This window comes from Accumulibacter sp. (assembly GCF_032229525.1).
In the GTDB taxonomy this organism is placed as follows: Bacteria; Pseudomonadota; Gammaproteobacteria; order Burkholderiales; family Rhodocyclaceae; genus Accumulibacter.
In genome coordinates, this window is sequence record NZ_JAVTWB010000135.1 from 28,490 (window position 1) to 48,657 (window position 20,168).

At 63.2% G+C, this 20,168-nt stretch carries 17 protein-coding genes and 1 pseudogene; 14 read left to right on the forward strand and 4 right to left on the reverse strand.

Features of this window, described 5'->3' with window-relative positions; all coding sequences use genetic code 11:
* The 4 genes and pseudogenes from RUW20_RS09455 to RUW20_RS09470 all read right to left on the reverse strand — a co-directional run.
* Positions 1-937, reverse strand: a pseudogene (locus RUW20_RS09455) (hypothetical protein); the annotation flags it as partial.
* Between the two features lie 80 nt (positions 938-1,017).
* On the reverse strand, positions 1,018-1,683 hold the full coding sequence (locus RUW20_RS09460; protein ID WP_313951952.1) for an energy-coupling factor ABC transporter permease: 666 nt from the start codon (positions 1,681-1,683) through the stop codon (positions 1,018-1,020).
* 22 nt (positions 1,684-1,705) lie between these two features.
* On the reverse strand, positions 1,706-2,641 hold the full coding sequence (locus tag RUW20_RS09465) for an electron transfer flavoprotein subunit alpha/FixB family protein (protein WP_313951953.1): 936 nt from the start codon (positions 2,639-2,641) through the stop codon (positions 1,706-1,708).
* A 2-nt stretch (positions 2,642-2,643) separates the two neighbouring features.
* Positions 2,644-3,393 carry an electron transfer flavoprotein subunit beta/FixA family protein gene (locus tag RUW20_RS09470; RefSeq protein ID WP_313951954.1) on the reverse strand — a complete coding sequence of 250 codons (750 nt, stop codon included), beginning with the start codon at positions 3,391-3,393 and terminating at the stop codon, positions 2,644-2,646.
* A gap of 230 nt (positions 3,394-3,623) precedes the next feature.
* Here RUW20_RS09470 and RUW20_RS09475 point away from each other — a divergent pair, with 230 nt between their 5' ends.
* The 14 genes from RUW20_RS09475 to RUW20_RS09545 all read left to right on the forward strand — a co-directional run bounded on the left by RUW20_RS09475 (position 3,624) and on the right by RUW20_RS09545 (position 20,166).
* A complete protein-coding gene (locus tag RUW20_RS09475) occupies positions 3,624-4,199 on the forward strand; it encodes a TetR/AcrR family transcriptional regulator (protein ID WP_409559337.1) in 576 nt (191 codons plus the stop codon).
* Between the two features lie 80 nt (positions 4,200-4,279).
* Positions 4,280-5,818, forward strand: a complete 1,539-nt coding sequence (gene glpK / locus RUW20_RS09480; RefSeq protein WP_313951957.1) for a glycerol kinase GlpK — start codon at positions 4,280-4,282, stop codon at positions 5,816-5,818.
* A 31-nt stretch (positions 5,819-5,849) separates the two neighbouring features.
* Positions 5,850-6,182, forward strand: a complete 333-nt coding sequence (locus tag RUW20_RS09485; protein ID WP_313951958.1) for a thioredoxin family protein — start codon at positions 5,850-5,852, stop codon at positions 6,180-6,182.
* A gap of 324 nt (positions 6,183-6,506) precedes the next feature.
* Positions 6,507-6,782 (forward strand): hypothetical protein, encoded by a 276-nt coding sequence (locus RUW20_RS09490; protein ID WP_313951959.1) that lies wholly within the window; start codon positions 6,507-6,509, stop codon positions 6,780-6,782.
* A complete protein-coding gene (locus RUW20_RS09495; RefSeq protein ID WP_313951960.1) occupies positions 6,779-7,588 on the forward strand; it encodes a c-type cytochrome in 810 nt (269 codons plus the stop codon). The genes RUW20_RS09490 and RUW20_RS09495 overlap by 4 nt, the downstream gene beginning before the upstream one ends.
* A 479-nt stretch (positions 7,589-8,067) precedes the next feature.
* Positions 8,068-10,992: a putative bifunctional diguanylate cyclase/phosphodiesterase gene (locus tag RUW20_RS09500; RefSeq protein WP_313951961.1), complete on the forward strand. Its 2,925-nt coding sequence runs from the start codon at positions 8,068-8,070 to the stop codon at positions 10,990-10,992.
* Between the two features lie 479 nt (positions 10,993-11,471).
* Positions 11,472-12,041, forward strand: coding sequence for a hypothetical protein (locus RUW20_RS09510; RefSeq protein WP_313951980.1), 570 nt, complete (start codon positions 11,472-11,474; stop codon positions 12,039-12,041).
* Between the two features lie 695 nt (positions 12,042-12,736).
* Positions 12,737-13,093 carry a carboxymuconolactone decarboxylase family protein gene (locus RUW20_RS09515; RefSeq protein ID WP_313951962.1) on the forward strand — a complete coding sequence of 119 codons (357 nt, stop codon included), beginning with the start codon at positions 12,737-12,739 and terminating at the stop codon, positions 13,091-13,093.
* Between the two features lie 214 nt (positions 13,094-13,307).
* On the forward strand, positions 13,308-13,952 hold the full coding sequence (locus RUW20_RS09520) for a DJ-1/PfpI family protein (RefSeq protein ID WP_313951963.1): 645 nt from the start codon (positions 13,308-13,310) through the stop codon (positions 13,950-13,952).
* A 106-nt stretch (positions 13,953-14,058) separates the two neighbouring features.
* Complete coding sequence (locus tag RUW20_RS09525) at positions 14,059-14,904, forward strand: class I SAM-dependent methyltransferase (protein WP_313951964.1); 846 nt, start codon at positions 14,059-14,061, stop codon at positions 14,902-14,904.
* Positions 14,901-16,532 (forward strand): transporter substrate-binding domain-containing protein, encoded by a 1,632-nt coding sequence (locus tag RUW20_RS09530; protein ID WP_313951965.1) that lies wholly within the window; start codon positions 14,901-14,903, stop codon positions 16,530-16,532. Before RUW20_RS09525 ends, RUW20_RS09530 begins: the two co-directional genes overlap by 4 nt.
* Positions 16,519-17,178: an ABC transporter permease subunit gene (locus RUW20_RS09535; protein ID WP_313951966.1), complete on the forward strand. Its 660-nt coding sequence runs from the start codon at positions 16,519-16,521 to the stop codon at positions 17,176-17,178. The genes RUW20_RS09530 and RUW20_RS09535 overlap by 14 nt, the downstream gene beginning before the upstream one ends.
* 11 nt (positions 17,179-17,189) lie before the next feature.
* Entirely contained in the window at positions 17,190-18,104 is a 915-nt protein-coding gene (locus RUW20_RS09540; protein ID WP_313951967.1) for an amino acid ABC transporter substrate-binding protein, read from the forward strand.
* 10 nt (positions 18,105-18,114) lie between these two features.
* Complete coding sequence (locus RUW20_RS09545; RefSeq protein ID WP_313951968.1) at positions 18,115-20,166, forward strand: PP2C family protein-serine/threonine phosphatase; 2,052 nt, start codon at positions 18,115-18,117, stop codon at positions 20,164-20,166.
* Positions 20,167-20,168: the final 2 nt, after the last annotated feature.

A 20,168-nucleotide genomic window follows, 5' to 3' on the forward strand; every position in this document is an offset into this window, starting at 1 on the left:
TTTCCCGAGCCTTCTCATGCGCCGGGTCGAGCGGCGTGGACTCGTCTCCTTCTCGCGACGAGCGACCATTCCAACGGATGATCTCAACGTTGAAGTTCTGGTTCAGCTTCCAGGTCAGCGCTTCGAACTCGTCTCGCATGTTGTGGTGCTGGTAGATCTGCAGCAGACGGATCCACGGTGGCAAAGACGCTTTCGGATTCTCGGCCAGATACTGCTCCAGGGTATTCGCGGCACCGCTAACGCGACCGCAGGACAGCATGATCTCGGCCAGCTCGAAGGTCTGTTCGCGGTTAGCCGTCACCTCGAGCGCCGGAGCCGGGCCCACCAGCCCGCTCTCGGGCGGGGCCGCCATGATCGCAGCGGCCGCAGCGTCTCCGGCCATGGGCAAGGGATCGGACTCGATCACGACCGGCCACGCGCCCACGGCCCGCCGACGGGGAACTCGCTCGCCCTCAGAGACACCCTGCCGACGGCGCAGAAACAGCCAGGAGAGCAGGAGCGTGAGCGCAGCGAGGCCGGTGACTGCCGTCCACCGCCTGGACGCCACGCCTGCTGCGGATGAGATTTGCTCGAGCGCTGTCGACCAAGGGCCTGCAGGTGCGGGCGCCATCGAGAACCGCAGCGCCCCGGCGACTGCCGACGGGTTTCCGGTCCCGGCGGTAGAGGGCACAGCCACGGCCACCGCGGTTGCCGCGAGCCGAGCCTCTGCCCTTTTCAGCTCGGCCAGATCGGCCTCCAGCCAGCTGAGTTTCTCGCTCACCGCTTGCGCATCGTCATTGCCTTCGTTGAGCATCCGCAGGGTTCGCCGCTCGAGCCGCAACAACTCACGCGCCAGCGCGCTGGCTGGGCGCGGCTCGGACAACTCGCGGCTAAAACGCAGGGGCAGGCTGAGGTCGGGCGCTGCAAGCGAGACGACCGGCAAGACCAACAGCAACACTGCAGCGCACCAGGCGTGGCGCCGGATTCGCCCCGCGGCCGGCGGCGCGCCTTCTCGGTCGAAGGTGTCACAGAGGCGAGTCATTTTCGTCCGAGGAACTGCGTATCGTCAAAGTCAGCCAGCAGCTCCGGTCGATAGACGGCAAACAGCGTCGCCAACATCCCCGACAACCACGCCTCGGAAAAGCCAAGCAGCAAGAATACCGGCAGATACTCGGCGCTCAGATACTCGCTGTCGTAGATCCCCGCCAATGCCAGCAGCAAGCAAGACGCGACGCCGACCGCCATCACCGCAACTGCCGCCGCGAAAAATCCCTTGCCGAAGATATAGACGAACATATGACGCGGTAGCCAGCGGTCCACCAGACGATGAACGCCGTAACTCGTAGCCACGCCAACGCCTGCCATGAGCAGGGCATTGGCCGCGAAAGTCTGCCAGCCAACGAAACCGTTGACGCCTACCCCGAGCAGGACCAGGCAGAGACCGATGAAGGCCAGCGCCCAGCCGAAGCACAAGGTGAACACGGTCGCGCCAATCAGGTGCAGGGAAAGGCCCGGTTTGACCCCGGCCTGCAGGTGCCAGAGCAGGATCAGCGCGACAATCAGCGCCAGAAAGGCGTTCAGACGCGTACTGTCGGCCAGTACCCGCCACGGCGCCCGCCGCACGGCAAGTAGCGCGAGCGGGACGAACAGAACCCAGGCCAGCAGGATCCAGCGTCCGTCGAGCAGGCCGTCTGGCAGGTTCACGCTGCCCGCCCCAGCCTGACGCTTACCCGCCGAGTTCCGCCAGCAGCGCTGGCAGGGCTTCGAAGAGGTCCCCGACCAGGCCGTAATCGGCTACCTGGAAAATCGGTGCCTCGGCGTCCTTGTTGATGGCGACAATCACCTTGCTGTCTTTCATGCCGGCCAGATGCTGGATGGCGCCCGAGATGCCGACCGCGATATACAGCTGCGGCGCCACGATCTTGCCGGTCTGGCCGACCTGGTAGTCGTTCGGAACGAAGCCGGCATCGACTGCCGCGCGTGACGCACCCAGGGCTGCCCCCAGCTTGTCGGCCAGCGGCTCGAGCAGCTTGTGGAAATTGTCGCCGCTACCCATGCCGCGACCACCGGCGACGATGACCTTGGCGGCGGTGAGTTCGGGCCGCTCCGACTTGGTCAACTCGCGACCGATCAGCTTGCTCTGACCGAGATCTGGGCCGGCAGCGAGACTCTCGACGGCGGCATTGCCACCCTCGCCCGCCGCGTCGAACGCCGTCGCACGCACGGTGATCACCTTGATCGAATCGGCCGATTGCACGGTAGCAAGGACGTTGCCGGCGTAGATCGGACGAACGAAGGTGTCTGGCGCTTCGACGGCGACGATCTCGGAGATCTGCGCCACATCGAGCAAGGCGGCAACCCGCGGCATGAAGTTCTTGCCACCGGTGGTCGCCGCAGCAACGATGTGAGCGTACGCAGCGGCATTGGCGACGACCAGGGCAGCCAGATTCTCCGGCGACTGATCGGCATAGTGAGGAGCGTCAGCAAGCAGCACCTTGCTCACCCCGGCAAGCTTCGCCGCGGCCTCCGCTGCAGCGGCGCAGGCGGAGCCGGCAATCAGCAGGTGAATGTCACCACCGATCTTTGTCGCCGCGGTGAGCGTATTGAGCGTCGCCGCCTTGATCGAGGCATTGTCGTGTTCAGCAATGAGGAGTATGGCCATGGTCAGATCACCTTCGCTTCGGTCTTGAGTTTCATCACCAGATCGGCGGCATCGGCCACCTTGATGCCCGCGCTGCGCTTCGGCGGCTCGGCGACTTTGAGCGTCTTCAGACGTGCTGCGACGTCCACGCCCAGCGCCTCCGGTGTCACCGTCTCCAGCGGCTTCCGCTTGGCTTTCATGATGTTCGGCAAGGTCGCGTAGCGCGGCTCGTTCAGACGCAGGTCGGCGGTCAACACGGCCGGCAGCGCGACTTCGATGGTTTCCAGACCCCCATCGATCTCGCGGGTCACGGTCGCCTGCTGGCCGGCAACCACTACCTTCGAGGCGAAGGCCGCTTGCGGCCAGCCCATCAGCCCGGCGAGCATCTGCCCGGTCTGGTTGGCGTCGTCGTCGATCGCCTGCTTGCCGCAGATAACGATCTGCGGTTGTTCCTTGTCGCACACCGCCTTGAGCAGCTTGGCGACGGCCAGGGGCTGCAGCTCGACCTCGGTCTGGATCAGGATACCGCGGTCGGCACCAATGGCCATCGCCGTGCGCAGGGTTTCCTGGCAATTGGCCAGGCCAGCGGAAACCGCCACCACCTCGGTGGCGATGCCGGCTTCCCTGAGGCGGACCGCTTCTTCGATGGCGATCTCGTCGAAGGGGTTCATCGACATCTTGACGTTGGCCAGATCGACACCGCTGGCGTCCGCCTTGACGCGCACCTTGACGTTGTAATCCACCACCCGTTTGACTGGCACCAGAATCTTCAAATCTTTCTCCTTTATCACTACACGGCACAGCAATCGACAGCAAAGGCGATAGCGCAGCACTCCGCGTTTGACATTGCCGAAATCTGACCGGACAATAGGCCATACGCTGTCGTATGGATGGCGTACGGTACCGTATGGAAAGATGGCTGTCAACACCATCGGCCACGGCAACGAGACGTAGACCGCCAATAGTGCCTCACGTGCGTGATTCAGGAAAGAAGCAGATGACGATGAAGCCCGCGACAACCAGGGCGCGCGCAGCACTCGACCGCAACGAGTGGATTGAGGCGGCAATCGACGTGCTCGCCGAGCAGGGCGTGCAGGGAATGCGCATCGAAGTGCTGGCCAAGAGCTTCGGCGTCACCAAGGGCAGTTTCTATTGGCATTTCAAGGACCGCCAGGACTTGGTGGACGGCGTTCTCGAAACCTGGCGCGACGGCCGCATCCGCGACATCGACAAACAGACCGTCGCCACGCCCGGCAAGGAGCGCGAGCAGCTGCTGCATCTGATTGACGTCTACGGCGCGACACGCAATCGCAAGGGCATCTCGATCGAGCTGGCGGTCCGCGAATGGGCGAGGCGCGACGCCCAGGCTGCCGCGGTCGTTGAAGAGGTCGATAGCTGGCGCCTCGAATGCACGCGCAAGCTGTTTGTCAGCCGGGGACTTGCCGACAACGAAGCCAAGAGCCGCAGCCTTTTGCTGTACGCCTACGTCTTCGGCCAGAGCCTGATGGCCTGCGAGCGCTACGACCCGGCCGTCGGCGACCTCAAGCGCTGGATTGCCGATTTGATCGTCAAACAGTAGTCGATGGCGCGGCGAGAGCCTGCCGGCACCCCTTTCCGATTGAGCCGCGAATCGACACTTTCTGCAGGAGGGATTGACCGATGACACCAAGCACCCGCCCACAGTTCATCCTCGCGCTCGATCAGGGCACGACCAGTTCCCGCGCCATCCTCTTCGGCCGGGACGGCGGCATTTTCGCTGTCGCCCAGCAGGAGTTCACCCAGCACTATCCACAAGCCGGCTGGGTCGAGCACGATGCCGGCGAGATCTGGCAGACGCAACTCGCCGTCGCGCGTGCGGTGCTGCGCGACAACGGTATCGGTGCCGCGCAGATCGCCGCCGTCGGCATCACCAACCAGCGGGAAACGACCCTTCTCTGGGATCGCACCACCGGCGAGCCCGTGCACCGGGCGATCGTCTGGCAGGACCGCCGCACCGCCGGTTTGTGCGACGCTCTGGCGCGCGCCGGCCACGGCGAGCTCTTTCGCAAGCGCACCGGCCTGGTCCTCGACGCCTACTTCTCGGGCACCAAACTGAAATGGCTGCTCGATCACGTGCTCGGCGCCCGCAGCCGAGCCGAGCGCGGCGAACTGGCCTTCGGGACGATCGACAGCTGGCTGGCCTGGCAGCTGTCGGGCGGCCGCGCCCATGTCACCGACGCGTCAAACGCTTCGCGCACCCTGCTCTTCGACATCAAACGGCACTGCTGGGATGAGCAACTTCTGGCACTGCTGGACATTCCGGCGGCCGTCCTGCCCAAGGTGGTCGACAGCAGCGGCGTGATCACCACACTGGATAGCGCGCTGCTCGGCGCCCCGATCCCGCTCGCCGGCATCGCCGGCGACCAGCAGGCGGCCACCTACGGCCAGGCCTGCCTGAAGCAGGGCATGGCCAAGAACACCTACGGCACCGGCTGCTTCCTGCTGATGAACACCGGTCACAAGGCGATGCATTCGAAGCACCGCATGCTGGCCACCATCGGTTGGCAGCGACAAGGGCAGACCACCTACCTGCTCGAAGGCAGCATCTTCATGGCCGGCGCTACCGTCCAATGGCTGCGAGACGGGCTCGGGTTGATTTCCCGCTCGGATGAGATCGAAGCGCTGGCCGCCTCGGTACCCGATAGCGGCGGCGTTTACCTGGTCCCCGCACATACCGGCCTCGGCGCGCCACACTGGGACCCCTATGCACGCGGCGCCCTGCTCGGGCTGACGCGCGGAACCAACCGGGCGCACATCGCCCGCGCAGCGCTCGAAGCCATCGCCTTCCAGAGTGCCGAAGTGCTGAGTGCCATGGAATCGGATTCCGGCAAGCGCCTGCGCGAGTTGCGCGTCGATGGCGGCGCCGCAGGCAACAACCTTTTGCTGCAGTTTCAGGCCGACCTGCTGGGCGTGCCGGTGGTACGACCGCGAATCACCGAGACCACGGCACTCGGTGCGGCCTACCTGGCCGGGCTGGCGGTCGGTTTCTGGCAGGATGAAGACGAGTTGGCGTCGATGTGGCACGCCGAACGTCGTTTTGAACCGACAATGTCCGACGAACAACGCGCAGCGCTGCTCGGTGGCTGGCGTCGCGCCGTAGACCGTTGCCGTCACTGGCTGGAACCAGCCGAGAGCTGCGCGATCGAGGAAGGTCAGTGATGGCCGCACCGCTGTCGACGCTGGAGAGTGTATGAAACTGCAATCCATCCGTTCCGGACAGGAACCTTCGCGCGCCGAAATCGATGCGCTCGACGAACCCCTGCTCATCGAGTTCGGCGCGTCATGGTGTGGCTACTGCGTGGCCGCCCAACCGTTGATTGCGCTGGCGCTGGGCCGCCACCCGCGGGTCCACCACCTCAAGATCGAGGATGGCAGCGGCCGCCCCCTGGGCCGTTCGTTCGGCGTGAAACTGTGGCCCACACTGGTTTTTCTGGGTGGCGGCAAGGAAGTCGCTCGCCTCGTCCGGCCCTCCGATCGACATCCGATCGAGCAGGCGCTGGCGCAGATTGATGGCGCCGGATGAGCGTCCGGGGGAAACTGAGCAGGTGCTACTCGCCAGCATCACCTGCTCCCGGCCTTGTACGCGGCAAGTGCATGAAGCCCACCGTCGGTGACGCCCTGAAATGGTTTTTTGCGCTCAAACCGCTATAGACGGGGTGTGCACGGCCGCTTGATTTGTCTAGTTTCCGGTCTTCTTGGAGGCTTCCATGAGCGCAGAATCCAGCTTCCGGTTGGGCGATGCATGGGTTGGCGTAGGCGACTCGAGGCAAGCGCAGAAAGTCGAGCACGACCTGGTCGAGTTGCTGGTGGTGGCGGAGTGTGTGCGCTACTGTCAGGAGCCGACACCTTGGTCAAAATCGAGGTCTGGGTGAAGGAAAATCCGGACTGGTTGCGGCAGTTCGCCATGCCAGCGCACGAAAAACCTCTGCCCCAAATGCGGCCAGCGTCCGTGTGCTTGCAGGAAAAACGCGAAGGTGTTGCTCGATTTCGGTTGTCGTACCATGTGGCGGCCGGGGTCGAGGAGCTCGATCAGGCCAAACTGACGCCGCTGCTGAAGTTGAAATATCACGACTCGACTGCCAATGCGGTCGCCGCAAGGGAAACGAGACAGGAACCACCATGAATACTTTCGTAACTCGATCCTTTTTCGCCCTCGCGATGCTCCTGATCGGTGCATCGGTCAACGCCCAATCCGCCGCTGCCGTATTGACCGTTGACAGTGATCGCGGCAGTCAAAGCCTCAGCCTCGACGACTTGCGTGGCCGCCTGGAAACACGCGAGATCGAAGTGATCAATCCGGATTTGGGCAGACCCGTTCGCTACCTGACCTTTTCGCTCGCCGACGTTCTCAAACTGATGGATGCCGGCGACGCAGAAGACCTGGTCTTCCACTGTCTGGACGGTTACGAGAGCAACACCGCCGCGGCCAACGTCGCCAGGTTCGACCTCCGGCTCGCTTACGGCGAAGATGGCGTTCCAGGACAATGGTCGTCGATTCCGACCGGGAAGACGATGACCAACCCGGCGCCATTCATCGTCATCAGCGCCAACACCTCGGACTCGAAGGTCTTTTCCTGGCCATTTCAAATGACCCGGATCGAGGCCGTTTCGTTCGCCAGGAAGTTCCCCCTGACGCTTCCCACGGGTGCGGCCGCCGACAGCGACGTTGCCAGGGGCTTTGCCGTATTTCGCGAGCAATGCCTGAGGTGCCACTCGGTCAATCTGCAGGGCGGCGAAGTCGGGCCCGAGTTGAATATTCCGAAGAACATCACCGAATACCGCAGCACCGATTTTCTGCGTCAGTGGATCCGCGATCCGAATCAATTCCGGGCCCGCGCCAGAATGCCGCCAACACAGCTCACCGCCAGGGAAATCGACGAGGTGATCGCCTATCTACAGTTCATGGCTCGCCATAAACACGGTGGATAGCTCGCGCGAGCCGCGATCCGGCAGCGTGGCGATGGGCGCGCGAGACCGCTCACGGCAGGACCAGAGGGGCTCACAGCGATGCTCGGCGAAAAGTGTCCGGAGCCTCCCTTCGACGCGCACCGGAAGCCGGATGGCGCCATCGACTACCTGCTGCTTCTACCCGTGCAGCGCAATCTGATCGCCTGCCGCCGAAACCTCATGGCGCCTCGCTCCCGCTTTGCCTACCCTGGCCAAGCGACTGCGAACGACTTGGGTCGCTGTACCACCCCGGGATCAGGGTCCCAGAATGCTACCGCGCGCATTTCGAGCCGCCATGTGTCACCAACCCCGATGGCGAAATGCACGACAATCTGATTGGCGATGCCGCCAGCCTCCTCCGCCCTCCCCTGGGCGAAGCGGCGGCGATCGCCACATATAATGAAATCGCGCCACCCTGACGCGCGTAGCTTGCTGGAGTTTCCGGCGACGGGAAGCTGCGAATGCAGGAAAACCACGGGACGACGCGTGTGATGACCAAGCGGCTGTTTAAAGCCTTGCTGCTGGTGGCGATTGCCCTTGGATTGCCGGGCGCCGCGCCGGAGGCCAATACCGTCTCGGCAGGATTGAAGACCTTGTGGGATGCCCCGCGAGGTCCCGGGCGCTCGGACGATGCGAGCCGTTGGCTGACCGGGCTCCGCGATTCGGTGTCACGGCCGCGCCCCGGTTGCCCGGATCTGGTGCTACCGGAGTTGTCGCTGACCAAGCCGGCCCGCGCTTTCCAGATACAGCTCGCGCGCGAGCAGTTTGGTGCTGGATCGCCGATCGTCTACCTGCAGGAACCGATTGCCGAGTTCTTCGTTGTCGTTGCCACCGACGTCAATGGCTGCCCCTGGCTGTCCATGTCTGGTCGGGGGATGCCATTTGCCCACCGCGATATCGTCAGCCCGTTTCCCTACGCGCGCCTTCCCGCGTTGCCCGAAGGCGCAGCAATCACGGCGATCATTCAGGACCACAAGGCCATTCGGCCGTGGATCATGCTTGCCGACGAGGCCAGCTTCGCGCGCAACAACACCCTGCTGTGGGCCAGCCTGGGAACCTACAGCGGCATTCTGCTGATGATGATTTTCGTCGCCCTGGGCTTCGACGCATTCGCAGGCAGCCGCGTGGCGTTGGCCTACGCTTTCTACTGCGTCGCGCTGCAGGGCTGGCTGGTGCAAAATTTCAGCATTGGCTCGGCGTTTGTACCGTTCTGGCCCGGCCCGCAATACTTCCCGATCCTCCAGGCAATCTCGGTGGCGGGTGTGGTTCTCGGCATTGGCTACGCAGTGCTGGAGTTCTTGCAGCTTCGCGGCAGGATGCGCGCGGCAATCGGCGGCTGCGTCTTGCTCAGCGCGCTCTGCTTCCTCGCTTCGGCATGGCATGCCGGCGGCTACCGTGCCGGGGCAGCGGTGCTCTTCGTCCTGGCGTTGGCGACGATGGTGCTGCTCGTCAGGCGCGCCTTCGCTGGCGACGCCTCGATCCGGATGTTCACGCTGGGGCTTGGCGCGACCATGGTCGGCGGCGGTGTGCAGGCTTTTTCGGTCATCGGTAGTGGCGTCGAGGTAAGCCGCCTGGCGGCATTCGCGTTTCCTGTCGGCAGCCTGTTTCAGGCGGCTTTCTGGCTCGCCGCGCTGATCATCCGGCTGCGCGAAGAGCACCGCGAACTGCACGAACTGGAAGGACGACAGGCGGCTATCATGTGGGCGACGCCTGATTTGATCCTGCTCATCGACCGGCAGGGGATCTGTCTCGACTACAAACAGCCTGAAGCGAGGCGATTCTTCGTCACCGGAGGCGAACTGCTCGGCAAGAACGTGTCAGCGGTTCTGCCAACCGAGGCAGCGAGCGCCATCCTGCTCGGCATCAAGGACGCGCTGCAACTCGGCGAGCTGCAATCGGTGTTCATCGAGCTGCCGGTGGAGAGCAACGTTCACCACTACGAGGCGCGTATCGCGCCACATGGACCCGACAAGGTGGTCACCGTCGTACGCGACATCACACTCCAGAAGCATAGCGAGGAGAAGATCCGTCGCCTGGCCTATTTTGACACGCTCACCGGCTTGCCCAACCGTCAGAGCTTTCTCGAACGCCTTGACCGCGAGTTACTGCGGGCACGCCGCACGAATCGCCGGATGGCGCTGCTGTTTCTCGATCTGGATGGCTTCAAGCGCATCAACGACACCCTCGGGCACACGGCCGGCGACTACCTGCTGCAGACCATCGCCGACCGCCTGCGGGAAAAGCTGCGCGCAGGGGCTTTCATTGCCCGGCCGGCACTGGACGAATCGAGCTTGCACTTCGCACGCCTTGGCGGTGACGAGTTCACCGTCGTCCTACCCGATGTCGACACCCCCGAAACCGCCTGCGTAGTCGCGCGGCGAATACAGGCGCTGCTTGCGCAGCCTGCCCTGATCGGCGAACAGGAGATCGCGGTGACCTCGAGCATCGGCATCGCGCTCTTCCCCGACGACGGCGACGATGCCGTGACGCTGCTCAAGCACGCGGATACCGCGATGTACTACGCCAAGGAGCAAGGGCGAAACAACTGGCAGTTGTATACGCGAACGTTGACTACGCGAACGACGGAGCGCCTGGCGCTTGAAGGCGATATCCGCAAAGGCCTCGAACGAGGCGAATTTCGTCTGTTCTACCAGCCGCAGGTGAGCGCCGACGATGGTACGGTCGTCGGCATGGAAGCACTGATCCGCTGGCAACATCCGCAGCGCGGGCTGGTGTTGCCGGGCCAGTTCATTCCTGTCGCCGAGGAAAGCGGCCTGGTCGTCCCGATCGGCGAGTGGGTGCTCAATGCTGCTTGCAACCAGGTGCGGGAATGGCAGCAGCGGGGCGTTTCGGTGCCGCGGATGGCGGTGAACGTTTCCGCACACCAGCTCGGTGCACCGCAGTTTCTCAACAGCGTTGAGGCGATCATCATCGCCACGGGCATCGCTGCCGACCGCCTCGAACTTGAGCTCACCGAAAGCGTTCTCATGAACCCGGAGGCCAAGCGAATCAAAGGACTGTTTCGCCTGCGCGCAATGGGAGTGCACTTCTCGATCGACGATTTCGGCACCGGCTACTCATCGCTGTCGTACATCAGGCGCTTCCCGATCGGCACGCTGAAGATCGATCAGAGTTTCGTCCACGATCTGCCGCAGGATGCCGACGATGCGCGCATCACCACTGCGATTATCTCCATGGCCCGCAGCCTCGATCTGGATGTCATTGCCGAAGGCGTCGAAACCAGAGCACAACTCGAGTTCCTGCAGCATGCGCAATGCCCGAAGCTGCAAGGCTATCTATTCAGTCACCCGCTGCCGCCTGACGAGATGGAAGCACTCCTGCGTCGCGGGCGCATCGTTCTGCCCCCAAAAGGCGCCGCAGAATGAGCCGGCCCCCGGCGCAAGCCCCGGTAACCAGGCAACAGTCAACATCTGAGCCCGCCGCGGCCAATGTCGCCAGGTTCGACCTCCGGCTCGCTTGGGCTTCAGACGCAAACTGGTTTTACGCTTGTCCGTCGTGTCCAGACGAATCAGCTTGAGCACGATTTTCTTCAAGAGGAAACCTCTGCGGCGCGTTGTCGCGGCGTACGGTGCTGGCATCCTCGCCGAAACTGACGGCGAGCACCCAGTGAACTCTGCTCTCGATGCCGCAAATGGCCTCCCACGGCTGCGGCGACTTGTTCCACGGTCCACTCCTGATGTACCAGCGGCTGACAAGTCCATTTCCTCACGCCAGTGAAGACAGCCCTCTCAGCCTTGCGTGCTATTCTGCCGAATCGGTATTCATTTCGCTCAAGCCGGGAACGCATGGTTCCAGGCGCCGGCCGAACGCAGCCACCCGTCTTCCAGAACACTCCGGAGTCAATATGAAAAACAGGACGAACTACTACCAGGATCTCGCGGCCGACTATTCAAGGCCCGGCCAAGTAGCCGAGTCATTGCAAAGCGACTTTATCGCGCTTGCTTTGAAGATCAACGAGATGCAGGAAAAGTCGCCACCAGTGATTGGTGACGACTATCCGATGTCCCAGGTCGAGCAGGAAAACAAGGAGTGGTGGCCGACGCATTGCGAGGCATTGAGACAGGGCCGAGGGGACATTTTGACCGGTGAATACCGGCAAGACCTGGTGTACTTCTGCCAGGATGGGCCGTACTACGGCATTGAAGAACAAAAAGCCAGGGAACAGCATTGGTGGGCTTTGATCGCCCAGCCGGGCGTCACCATGACCTGGCCCATCGTCATGTTTCATGGAGAGTTCGTATGGTTCGAATGGAACTGTATCGATGACGATACCAATGAAACGCTTGCCAAAGGGAGCGTTGCCTGGGTCAGGCGCGGTCACCGAGGTGGTTGCCACTTCAAAGGTGAGCAATTGACATTTTATAGAGATGTTTTTTCCTCCCCGGAATTGCTGCAACTGATCAGCAAGAGCTGACTTCGGGAACTCAGATTCCCGTGAGCCCAGCGGATGGCGTTTCTCATTTTCCGGGAGCCTACTGCTGATCGCCTGCCAGCGAGGCTTCGGGCGCAGCGCAGGGATTTGTCGCCCGCGGGTTTTCTTTCGACCTTCAGCATGCCGTCCGATCCGTGGCGCGCGGCGGCGCAACCCTTGGGCAATGCGACTGGCGAGGACCTCGAATTCCCTGGCGCTGGCCGGGGAAACTCGCGCGGGTCTGCTACGGTCAGTTGTCGGAAAAGAGTTTTCCTACGACCCGCTGCGACCAACTGTGCGCTTGACCCAGCTTTAACACGGCTCCTATACTCGTGACCCCCCGACTGGATTTTCTGCCCTGTCCCGGCTTCTGGAAGCCCCATGTGGAGAAATCGCGCCCGAGCAAATGGTTTTCAGTGCTTTCCAGGGCAACACGCCGGTAGACATCTGGCGGAAGACCATGCCCCACCGCCGGATCGAAGCATGACCAGGCCGATCATGACTTCCCACGGCGGTTCCGCGCGCTTCGAAGAGAGAGATTTCGACGACGCAAGGTGCCGGGTGATTGCCAAAGAATGCCTCGCCTGGGTCTTCAGCCAGCTCATTGGCTGCCGTTAACAGGTGCACGCTTGAGCTTCGTTCGCGACATCTTCGCGTCCGCGAGAATTGACCGACCTGATCAAAAAAAGGAAGCAATTATGACCACACCCTACGCAAACGCCGTTCTCGATGACAAGGATCTCCAGGAAAAACTGACAGCCATCAACCCGAAGTACGGGCCCTGGGTAACCCGGGTGGCTGGCGAGATGTGGGGACTGCCACTGATCGACCAGAAGACGAAGGCCTTGATCGCCCTGACATCGGACGTGGTCAACCAGAGCCCGCTGGGTGGGCCTGGCAGCGCCTTCGCCGCACACGTCCATATTGCCCTCAGTCAGGGAGCCACACGAGACGAGATCGAAGAGTTGTTCCTGTTCCTGACCGTGTATGCCGGATTCAACAAGATGGTTGGCTGTTTTGCTGCCCTCAACGAAATCCTTGGAGCCGAGGCCTAGCAAACCCTGGCACGAGCACGCTGCGCGGAGACCGTCGCAGGCGAGATAGGGTGAACGTCATCCTTGCAGCGTCAATGAGGCGCGCATCCCGCTGCAGACGGTGGCTTACCGATCCGCTCGCCATCGAGATCCAGCTTCGCGCGGCGACCACTCCCGGCAAGAATCCTCGTTTGCCGGCCATAACTGAACTCCACCCTCCTCAAGGAATCGTGCCATGACTGAAACCTCCACCCGCCCACCACTCCGCGGCATTGTCGGTGAAGCGACCAAAGGCAAGATCGGCGTCCTGGTCGAAGAACACTTCGACATGACCGAGTATCGCCTGTTCAACGAACTGTTCCCCAAGCACGGCTACCAGGTCGTCTATCTCTCCCACCTGTGGGGCAATGCCAACCTGACCTTCGGTTCCAATCCCGACAACGGCTGGGTCGAAGAGCATGTGCTGGTGGAAACCGAAATCAATTCGGTGCAGCCGGCCGATTTCAAGGGCATCATCATCATTGGCGCTTACGCCAGCGACCGCCTGCGCTACCAGGTTGCGCCGCGCAAGGGCGAACCGAACCAGGCGCCGGCGGTGGTCTTCATACGCCAGGCGATGGCCACCAAGCAGCTCAAGATCGGCACCATCTGCCACAGCCTGTGGCTGCTTTGCGCCGACCGCGCGCTGCTGCAGGGCCGCCGCGTCACCTGCGCCCACAACATCATCTGTGACGCCGAAAACGCCGGCGCGGAAGTCGTCTATGGTGCCGAAGGCACCGTCGATCTGGTCATCGACGGCGACCTGATCACCGGCAAGCATCCAGGGATAACCGAGCAGTTCATCAGTACTTTCCTGAACGAAATCGAGAAAGGGGCTTGACCCGGCCTCTGCTGATCAGGCGCGGGTGGCGTTGCGTCGACGGCTGGCGGAAGCACGCGGCCAACGAAGCGGCCCGCCGCGTCGGTTTTCTCCAGGAAAGCGACCCATGCCGCCGCCAATCTCGGTCGTAGAAGCTTACGACCAGTATTTCGCCAGCCGGCTGTACGACAAGCGCTATCCGCAGGCCAACTCGTCGACACTGGCCGTAGTTCTTGACCAAATCGGCAGGCTCGGCACCAAGGTTCTCGACATCGGCTGCGGCAATGGCCGCTATGCCGAGGCGTTGCTCAAGCAAAGCACGGCGACCATCGTCGCCTGCGATATCAGCCGGGAAGCGATTGACGAGCTGTCTTCGCGCTACGCCGGCTACGTCACGAGCGGACGCTTGCGTCCCGTGCATGGCGATCTGTCAGTGGTCGCCGGGAGTATTGATCCGGACGAGAAATTCGACCTGGCGATCATGCTCTTCGGCGTGCTCGGTCATATCTATTCGCGCACCCTGCGCCACGAGACACTGGCCTCGATCCGTGCTCTGCTGCGGCCCGGCGGGCGGATCGTCGTCACCGTCCCCAACGCCGCGCGACGCTTTTCCAGGCAACAGGTGGCCGCGAAAAGCCTGTTCACGGCCGGACACCTGGAGGCAGGCGACGTCCTTTACGAACGCACATCCGACGGCATCGTGGTCAAGATGTATTACCACCTGTACGCCATCGACGAGTTCGTGCAGGAGCTCGAGCAACAGGGATTCCGTATTGTCCACGTCGGCGCCGAGAGTTTCCTGCCGGAAAGCGCTGTCGTCAGGTCGAAGCTGCTGCGCAAACTGGACGGCGTGTTGAAAACACTCCTGCCGCTGCGCTATGCCTACGGGTTTGTTGCCGTGGCCGAGGTGGCCAGCGAGGCGGACGCGAGCCCACGGGTGCCGCGGCCGAGCGCTCCCGGCGAGGTGAAATGAACGCTGGCATGGGGCGCGGGCTGCGGTTTTGTGCCGCCTGCCTGCTGACCCTGCTCGCCCTCATTGCCAGCCGGAGCACGCTGGCCGACGGGCTGCCCGCCGACCGGCTCGATTTGATCGAGAAGCGTGGCGTCCTGATCGCTGGCGTCAAATCCGACTATCCGCCGTTCGGCATGCTCGACGCCAACGGTCGCCTGGTCGGCTTCGAGCCCGATCTGGCCGCGGCACTCGCGCGCCGCCTGGGGGTCCGCCTGCAGCTGGTGGCCGTCAGTTCCACCAACCGCCTGCAGAAGCTCGAGGAAGGGGCCATCGACGTGCTCGTCGCCACCCTCGCCGACACCCCGCAGCGCCGGCAGATCGCCACCCTGGTCGAGCCCAGCTACTACGCCAGCGGCGTGACCGCGGTGGCCCCACCCCACAGCCACCTGTCGACCTGGAGCGACCTGCGCGGGCGCAAAGTGTGTGCAACTCAGGGCACCTACTTCAATCGACCGATGGCCCAGCGCTTCCTGCTCGAACTGCAGGTTTTCAACGGCACCCGCGACGCCAGACTGGCCCTGCGCGATGGCCGCTGCGTGGCCTGGCTTTACGACGACACGGCCATCGTCGGCATTCTCGGCGATGCGGAATTGCCGAACTACGAGACGCCACTACCATCGATGATGGTCTCTCCGTGGGCCATCGCCCTGGCCGTCAGTGAGCGCGGATCGCGTCTCGAACACGCGATCTCGGAAGCGGTTGCCGATTGGCACCGCAGTGGCTGGCTGATTGCCAGCGAGCAACGCTGGACGATCAAGCCCAGCCGCTTCCTGGCCGAGATGCGCGAACTCTGGACACGGCGCCTACCCGACGGAAGCCCCCTGTGCACCCGCCAGGGCAACGACCATTGGCCAGCCGAGTGCCGCAACAAATTGCTTCTCGGCTCGGAGGACGTCGACGGCATCCAGCGCTTTGGCTTGCTGCTCAAGGAACAGGCAGGCTTCGACCTGAGCATCATCCACGACGCCTACGATCGCCAACTGTTCCTGCACGGACTCTGGGTCACCCTACAGCTGATGGCAGCCTGCATTGTCGGCAGCCTGGCCGTCGGCTGCCTCGGGGCGCTGGCGGCGGAGGCTGGCCTCCCGTTGCTCCGCGGTTTCGTCCTGTTGTCGGCCGCAGTCGGCCGGATGACACCGCCGCTGCTGCTGATTTACCTGGTTTTTTTCGGCATCGGCCACGTCATCGTCAGTCGTTTCGGCTGGACTTTCGACGGCGCCGCGATCGCCGTCGTCTGCCTGTCCACCTATACCGGCTGCGCCATCGTCTCTGCGCTGCTCGATGCCGCCTCCGTACTCAAGGCGCAGCAGGCCGGCTTTACGCTGGGTTGGCGAACGCTGTCGCAGGCGCTGCGCCTGGCCTATGCAGCGGTGTTCGCTTCCCTGATCAACGTCGTCAAGGCGACCGGCATGGCCAGCGTCATCGCCGTCCCGGAACTGGTCTCGGCAGCCACCGCCATCGTCGCCGAGCGCGGCAACTCGACGGCAATGATGAACGTCCTGATGATCAGCTTTTTCCTGCTGGTAGTGGCCGTCGTCCAGTGCTTCAACTATCTCGAGCGAAGGATTCTGCGGCGTGGCAGCGACTGAGATCGTCACCATCTTGCTGACGTGGACGCCGTTCCTGGCCGGCGGCTTTGCGTGGAACATCCTGATCTCACTGGTCGCGATGATCATCGGCACAGTGTTCGGTGCGCTGCTGGCGCGGCTGCGCCTCTCCGGGCGTAAACCGCTGGCGCGCGCCAGCCTGGTGCTCACCGAACTGACGCGCAATATCCCGACCTTCGTCTTCCTGTTCTATCTGGCCTTCCTGATTCCGGCCGAGTTCGAAGTGGCCGGCCAGCTCTACGCCTTCCCGGCTTGGCTCAAGGCGTCGTTGGCGCTGTCGGTGGCGGTCGTCGGTTTCGTCTCCGACAACCTGCTGGTCGCCCTGCAATACCGGCGAAGCAACAATCATGCGGCAGCGTTGCTCTTCATCCCGAGCTGGACGACCTATCTGCTGATCATCGTCATGGCCTCGAGTACTGCTTCGGTGATCGGCGTCGGCGAAATCGTTTCGCGCTGCAACGTCGTCATCGCTGCCGTCGGCGGTGATGAAACGATGCTCTGGGTATACACTTACGCCATCTGCTACTTTCTGGCCTTCTCCTTTCCGCTCAGTTGGGCAATGGGCTACGCCAGAAAACACCTGCTGGCGCGCATCGGCGTCACCGCGTCGCCGGCAACCGGCGCCTGATGGGGAAAACATTGAAACCGACTGTCGCAGTTCTCCACCGCTGTCTGCGGGGCTTGACCGTAGCAGCATTGCTCACTCTCGCGGCGCAGGATACGGCCTGGGCGGAAACAGTTCTCGAGCGCATCGGGAAGACCGGCGTCCTCAACGCCGGCACCCGTGCCGACGCCATGCCGTTCGGCTATCGGGTCAAGGTGGCCGGCAAAGGCGACGAGCGCCTGGTTGGCTTCTCGGTGGACCTGATCGATGAAATCCGCAAGAAACTGAGCCAGAAATTCGGCCGTGAAATCGCCACCAGGCTGCACGTGACAACCGCCAGCGACCGCATCGAACTGGTCGCCAGTCAAGCCATCGACATCGAGTGCGGGATCACCACGCCGACCTGGAAACGCCAGCAGGCAGTCGATTTTTCGATCCCCTTCTTCGGCAACGGCACCCGCATCATGGTCCGGCGTACGGCCACCATGGACCTGAGCAGCCTGCGTGGAAAGCGCATTGGCGTCGCTGCGGGCACGACGACCGAAGAGATTCTCCGCCAGCACGTGCCGGATGCGCTGACCGTCGAAGTACCCGACATGGCCAGCGGCTTCGAGATGTTCGCCCGTGGCGAGCTCGACGGACTGGCCAACATCGGCATCGTGCTGCGGGCCATGGTCGAGAACAGCCCGCTGAAGAGCAAGGTCACCTTGCTGCCGCGCACCGAGGAGCTGTCCTACGAAACGATGGCCTGCAGCCTGCCGCAGGACGACTCCGCATGGCGCGCCTTCGTCAACGAAGTCCTGGCCGACCTGCTCGACGGCGTCGACCAGTACCGCGGTGGCTATTTCGAGATCTACGACAAGTGGTTCGGACCGCGCGGCGTGGTCTATTTCCCGCTCCACTACACCGTCGCCCAGCGGCTGTCCGCGTCGATCATCTGGCTGAAGTAAGGTCTTCACCATGACCCTGCGCCGCCGGCTTTTCCTTCTCGTCACGACGATCATCGCCATTGGCCTGCCGAGTGCTGCCGGCGTATTCGCCTACGTCTCCTGGCAGTCGGTTTTGCAACGCACCGAGAGCGAGGGAACGCTGATTGCCCAGACGCTGGCCCAGTCGGTTACGTTCATCCAGCAGGTGCCGACAGTGATCAACCAGATCGTCGACAAGGAGGTGCTCACGCAGGCTGATATGGTTGCCCAACTGACGCAGCTGGCGCTGCGGAAAAAGGCCTCGGCGGAGGACATCAACCACGCCCTGCGAACCATTGCCGCGAACAACGACATTCCGGAGATCTGGGTCACCGACGGCGGCGGAAATCCGCGCTTCTGGTCCCTCGACGACATCGATGCGAGCATCGCCGGCGACTCCGGGCTGACTTCGAGACCGGCGTTCAAGCCGCTGCTGCAGGGGCAGCAGTTCCGCGTCTCGACCGATCTTCTGTACCGCCCTCTTGACCAGCGCGCGCTGTTCTACGGCGCCGTTGCGCTGCCGGATCGCCAGGGCATGGCCCTGATCGCCCGGCTGCCGAGCCGCGCCAACCGGATCATCCACAGCATCGGCCTCAAACGAATGGTAGAGACCGTTCTCGCGGCGGCGCAGATCGACACCATCTGGATATTCGACGAAAACCTCGAACCTCTGGCCGCCACCTCGGACCCCCGCAGCAACACCACGACCACCTTGAGCGAAGCCCAGCGCAGCTTCGTCGAAACGGTCATCAGCACCAGCGCAGCCGCTTCGTATCTCGAAGACAGCAACTTCCGCAAGGTGCTGCTCGAGCACGCCTTCCTGTACGTTGCAGCGCCGATCTTCGGCGCCGATGGCTTGCCGAATGGCGCGGCGCTGATGCGTTTGCCGGTCAACATGCGGGCCGAAATGGATTCGCTGCTGACCATCGGCGGCGGCGTGACCGTGGCCTTGCTGTTACTGGGCATGCTCCTGGCGCTGCCCTTCCTCAACCGCATCGTCCGGCCGCTGTCGCTCCTGACCGTACAGACCCATCGCCTGGTGGCGCACAACTTCGACCCCGACGAGGAGATGCACGCGGAACTGCTCAAGATATCGGAGAACCGCAAGGATGAAGTCGGCTATCTGGGTAACGCCCTGTACTCGATGGTCACCACGCTCAAGACGTACATCGCCGATCTGAAGGCAACGACGGCGGCCAAGGAGCGCATCGAAGGCGAGATGTCGGCGGCACGCGACATCCAGATGGGCATGCTGCCGCGCGTCTTCGGTTCGCCGCTCGACGCCCGCTTCGACCTGCATGCGGTACTCGAGCCGGCCAAGGCGGTCGGTGGCGACCTGTTCGATTTTTTCCCGCTCGACGAGCGCCGCCTGTTTTTCCTGATCGGCGACGTTTCCGACAAGGGCGTGCCGGCGGCACTGTTCATGGCGGTGACCAAGACGCTGTTCACCGTCGAGGCCAAACGCGACTCGTCCTCGGTCGCCGGCATCATGGAACGGGTCAACCGCAGCCTCTGCGAGAACAACCCGGAAGGCATGTTCGTCACCGTCTTCGCCGCTATTATCGACCTGGACAGTGGTGAAATCAGCTGCAGCGACGGTGGCCACGAACTGCCTTTTGTCTTGCGGTGCGACGGCGCGGCGGAAATGCTGGAGAAGAAAAAGGGCGGGCTGGTGCTCGGCTTCGTCGCCGATACCGTCTACCGCGACGACATCATCCGCCTGCAGCCTGGCGAAGCACTGGTGCTGTATACCGACGGCGTCACCGAGGCGATGAACAGCGCGCATGAACTGTTCAAGGAAGCGCGCCTGGGCGACACGCTGGCGACGGTCGCCCCCGCCTGTGCCGCGCGCACAATCATCGACCAGGTGATCGGAGCTGTCCGCGCGTTCGTCGGCCAACATCCGCAGAGCGATGACATCACGCTGCTCGCACTGCGCTGGCATGGTCGCGGCGACAGCGAGCTTCCGGCGACGCAGCAAGAGACGGTGCCTGCTGACGCCAGCGGCGAGGCAAGCGCAGGCGTGATGGTCGGCAACGCGTGACG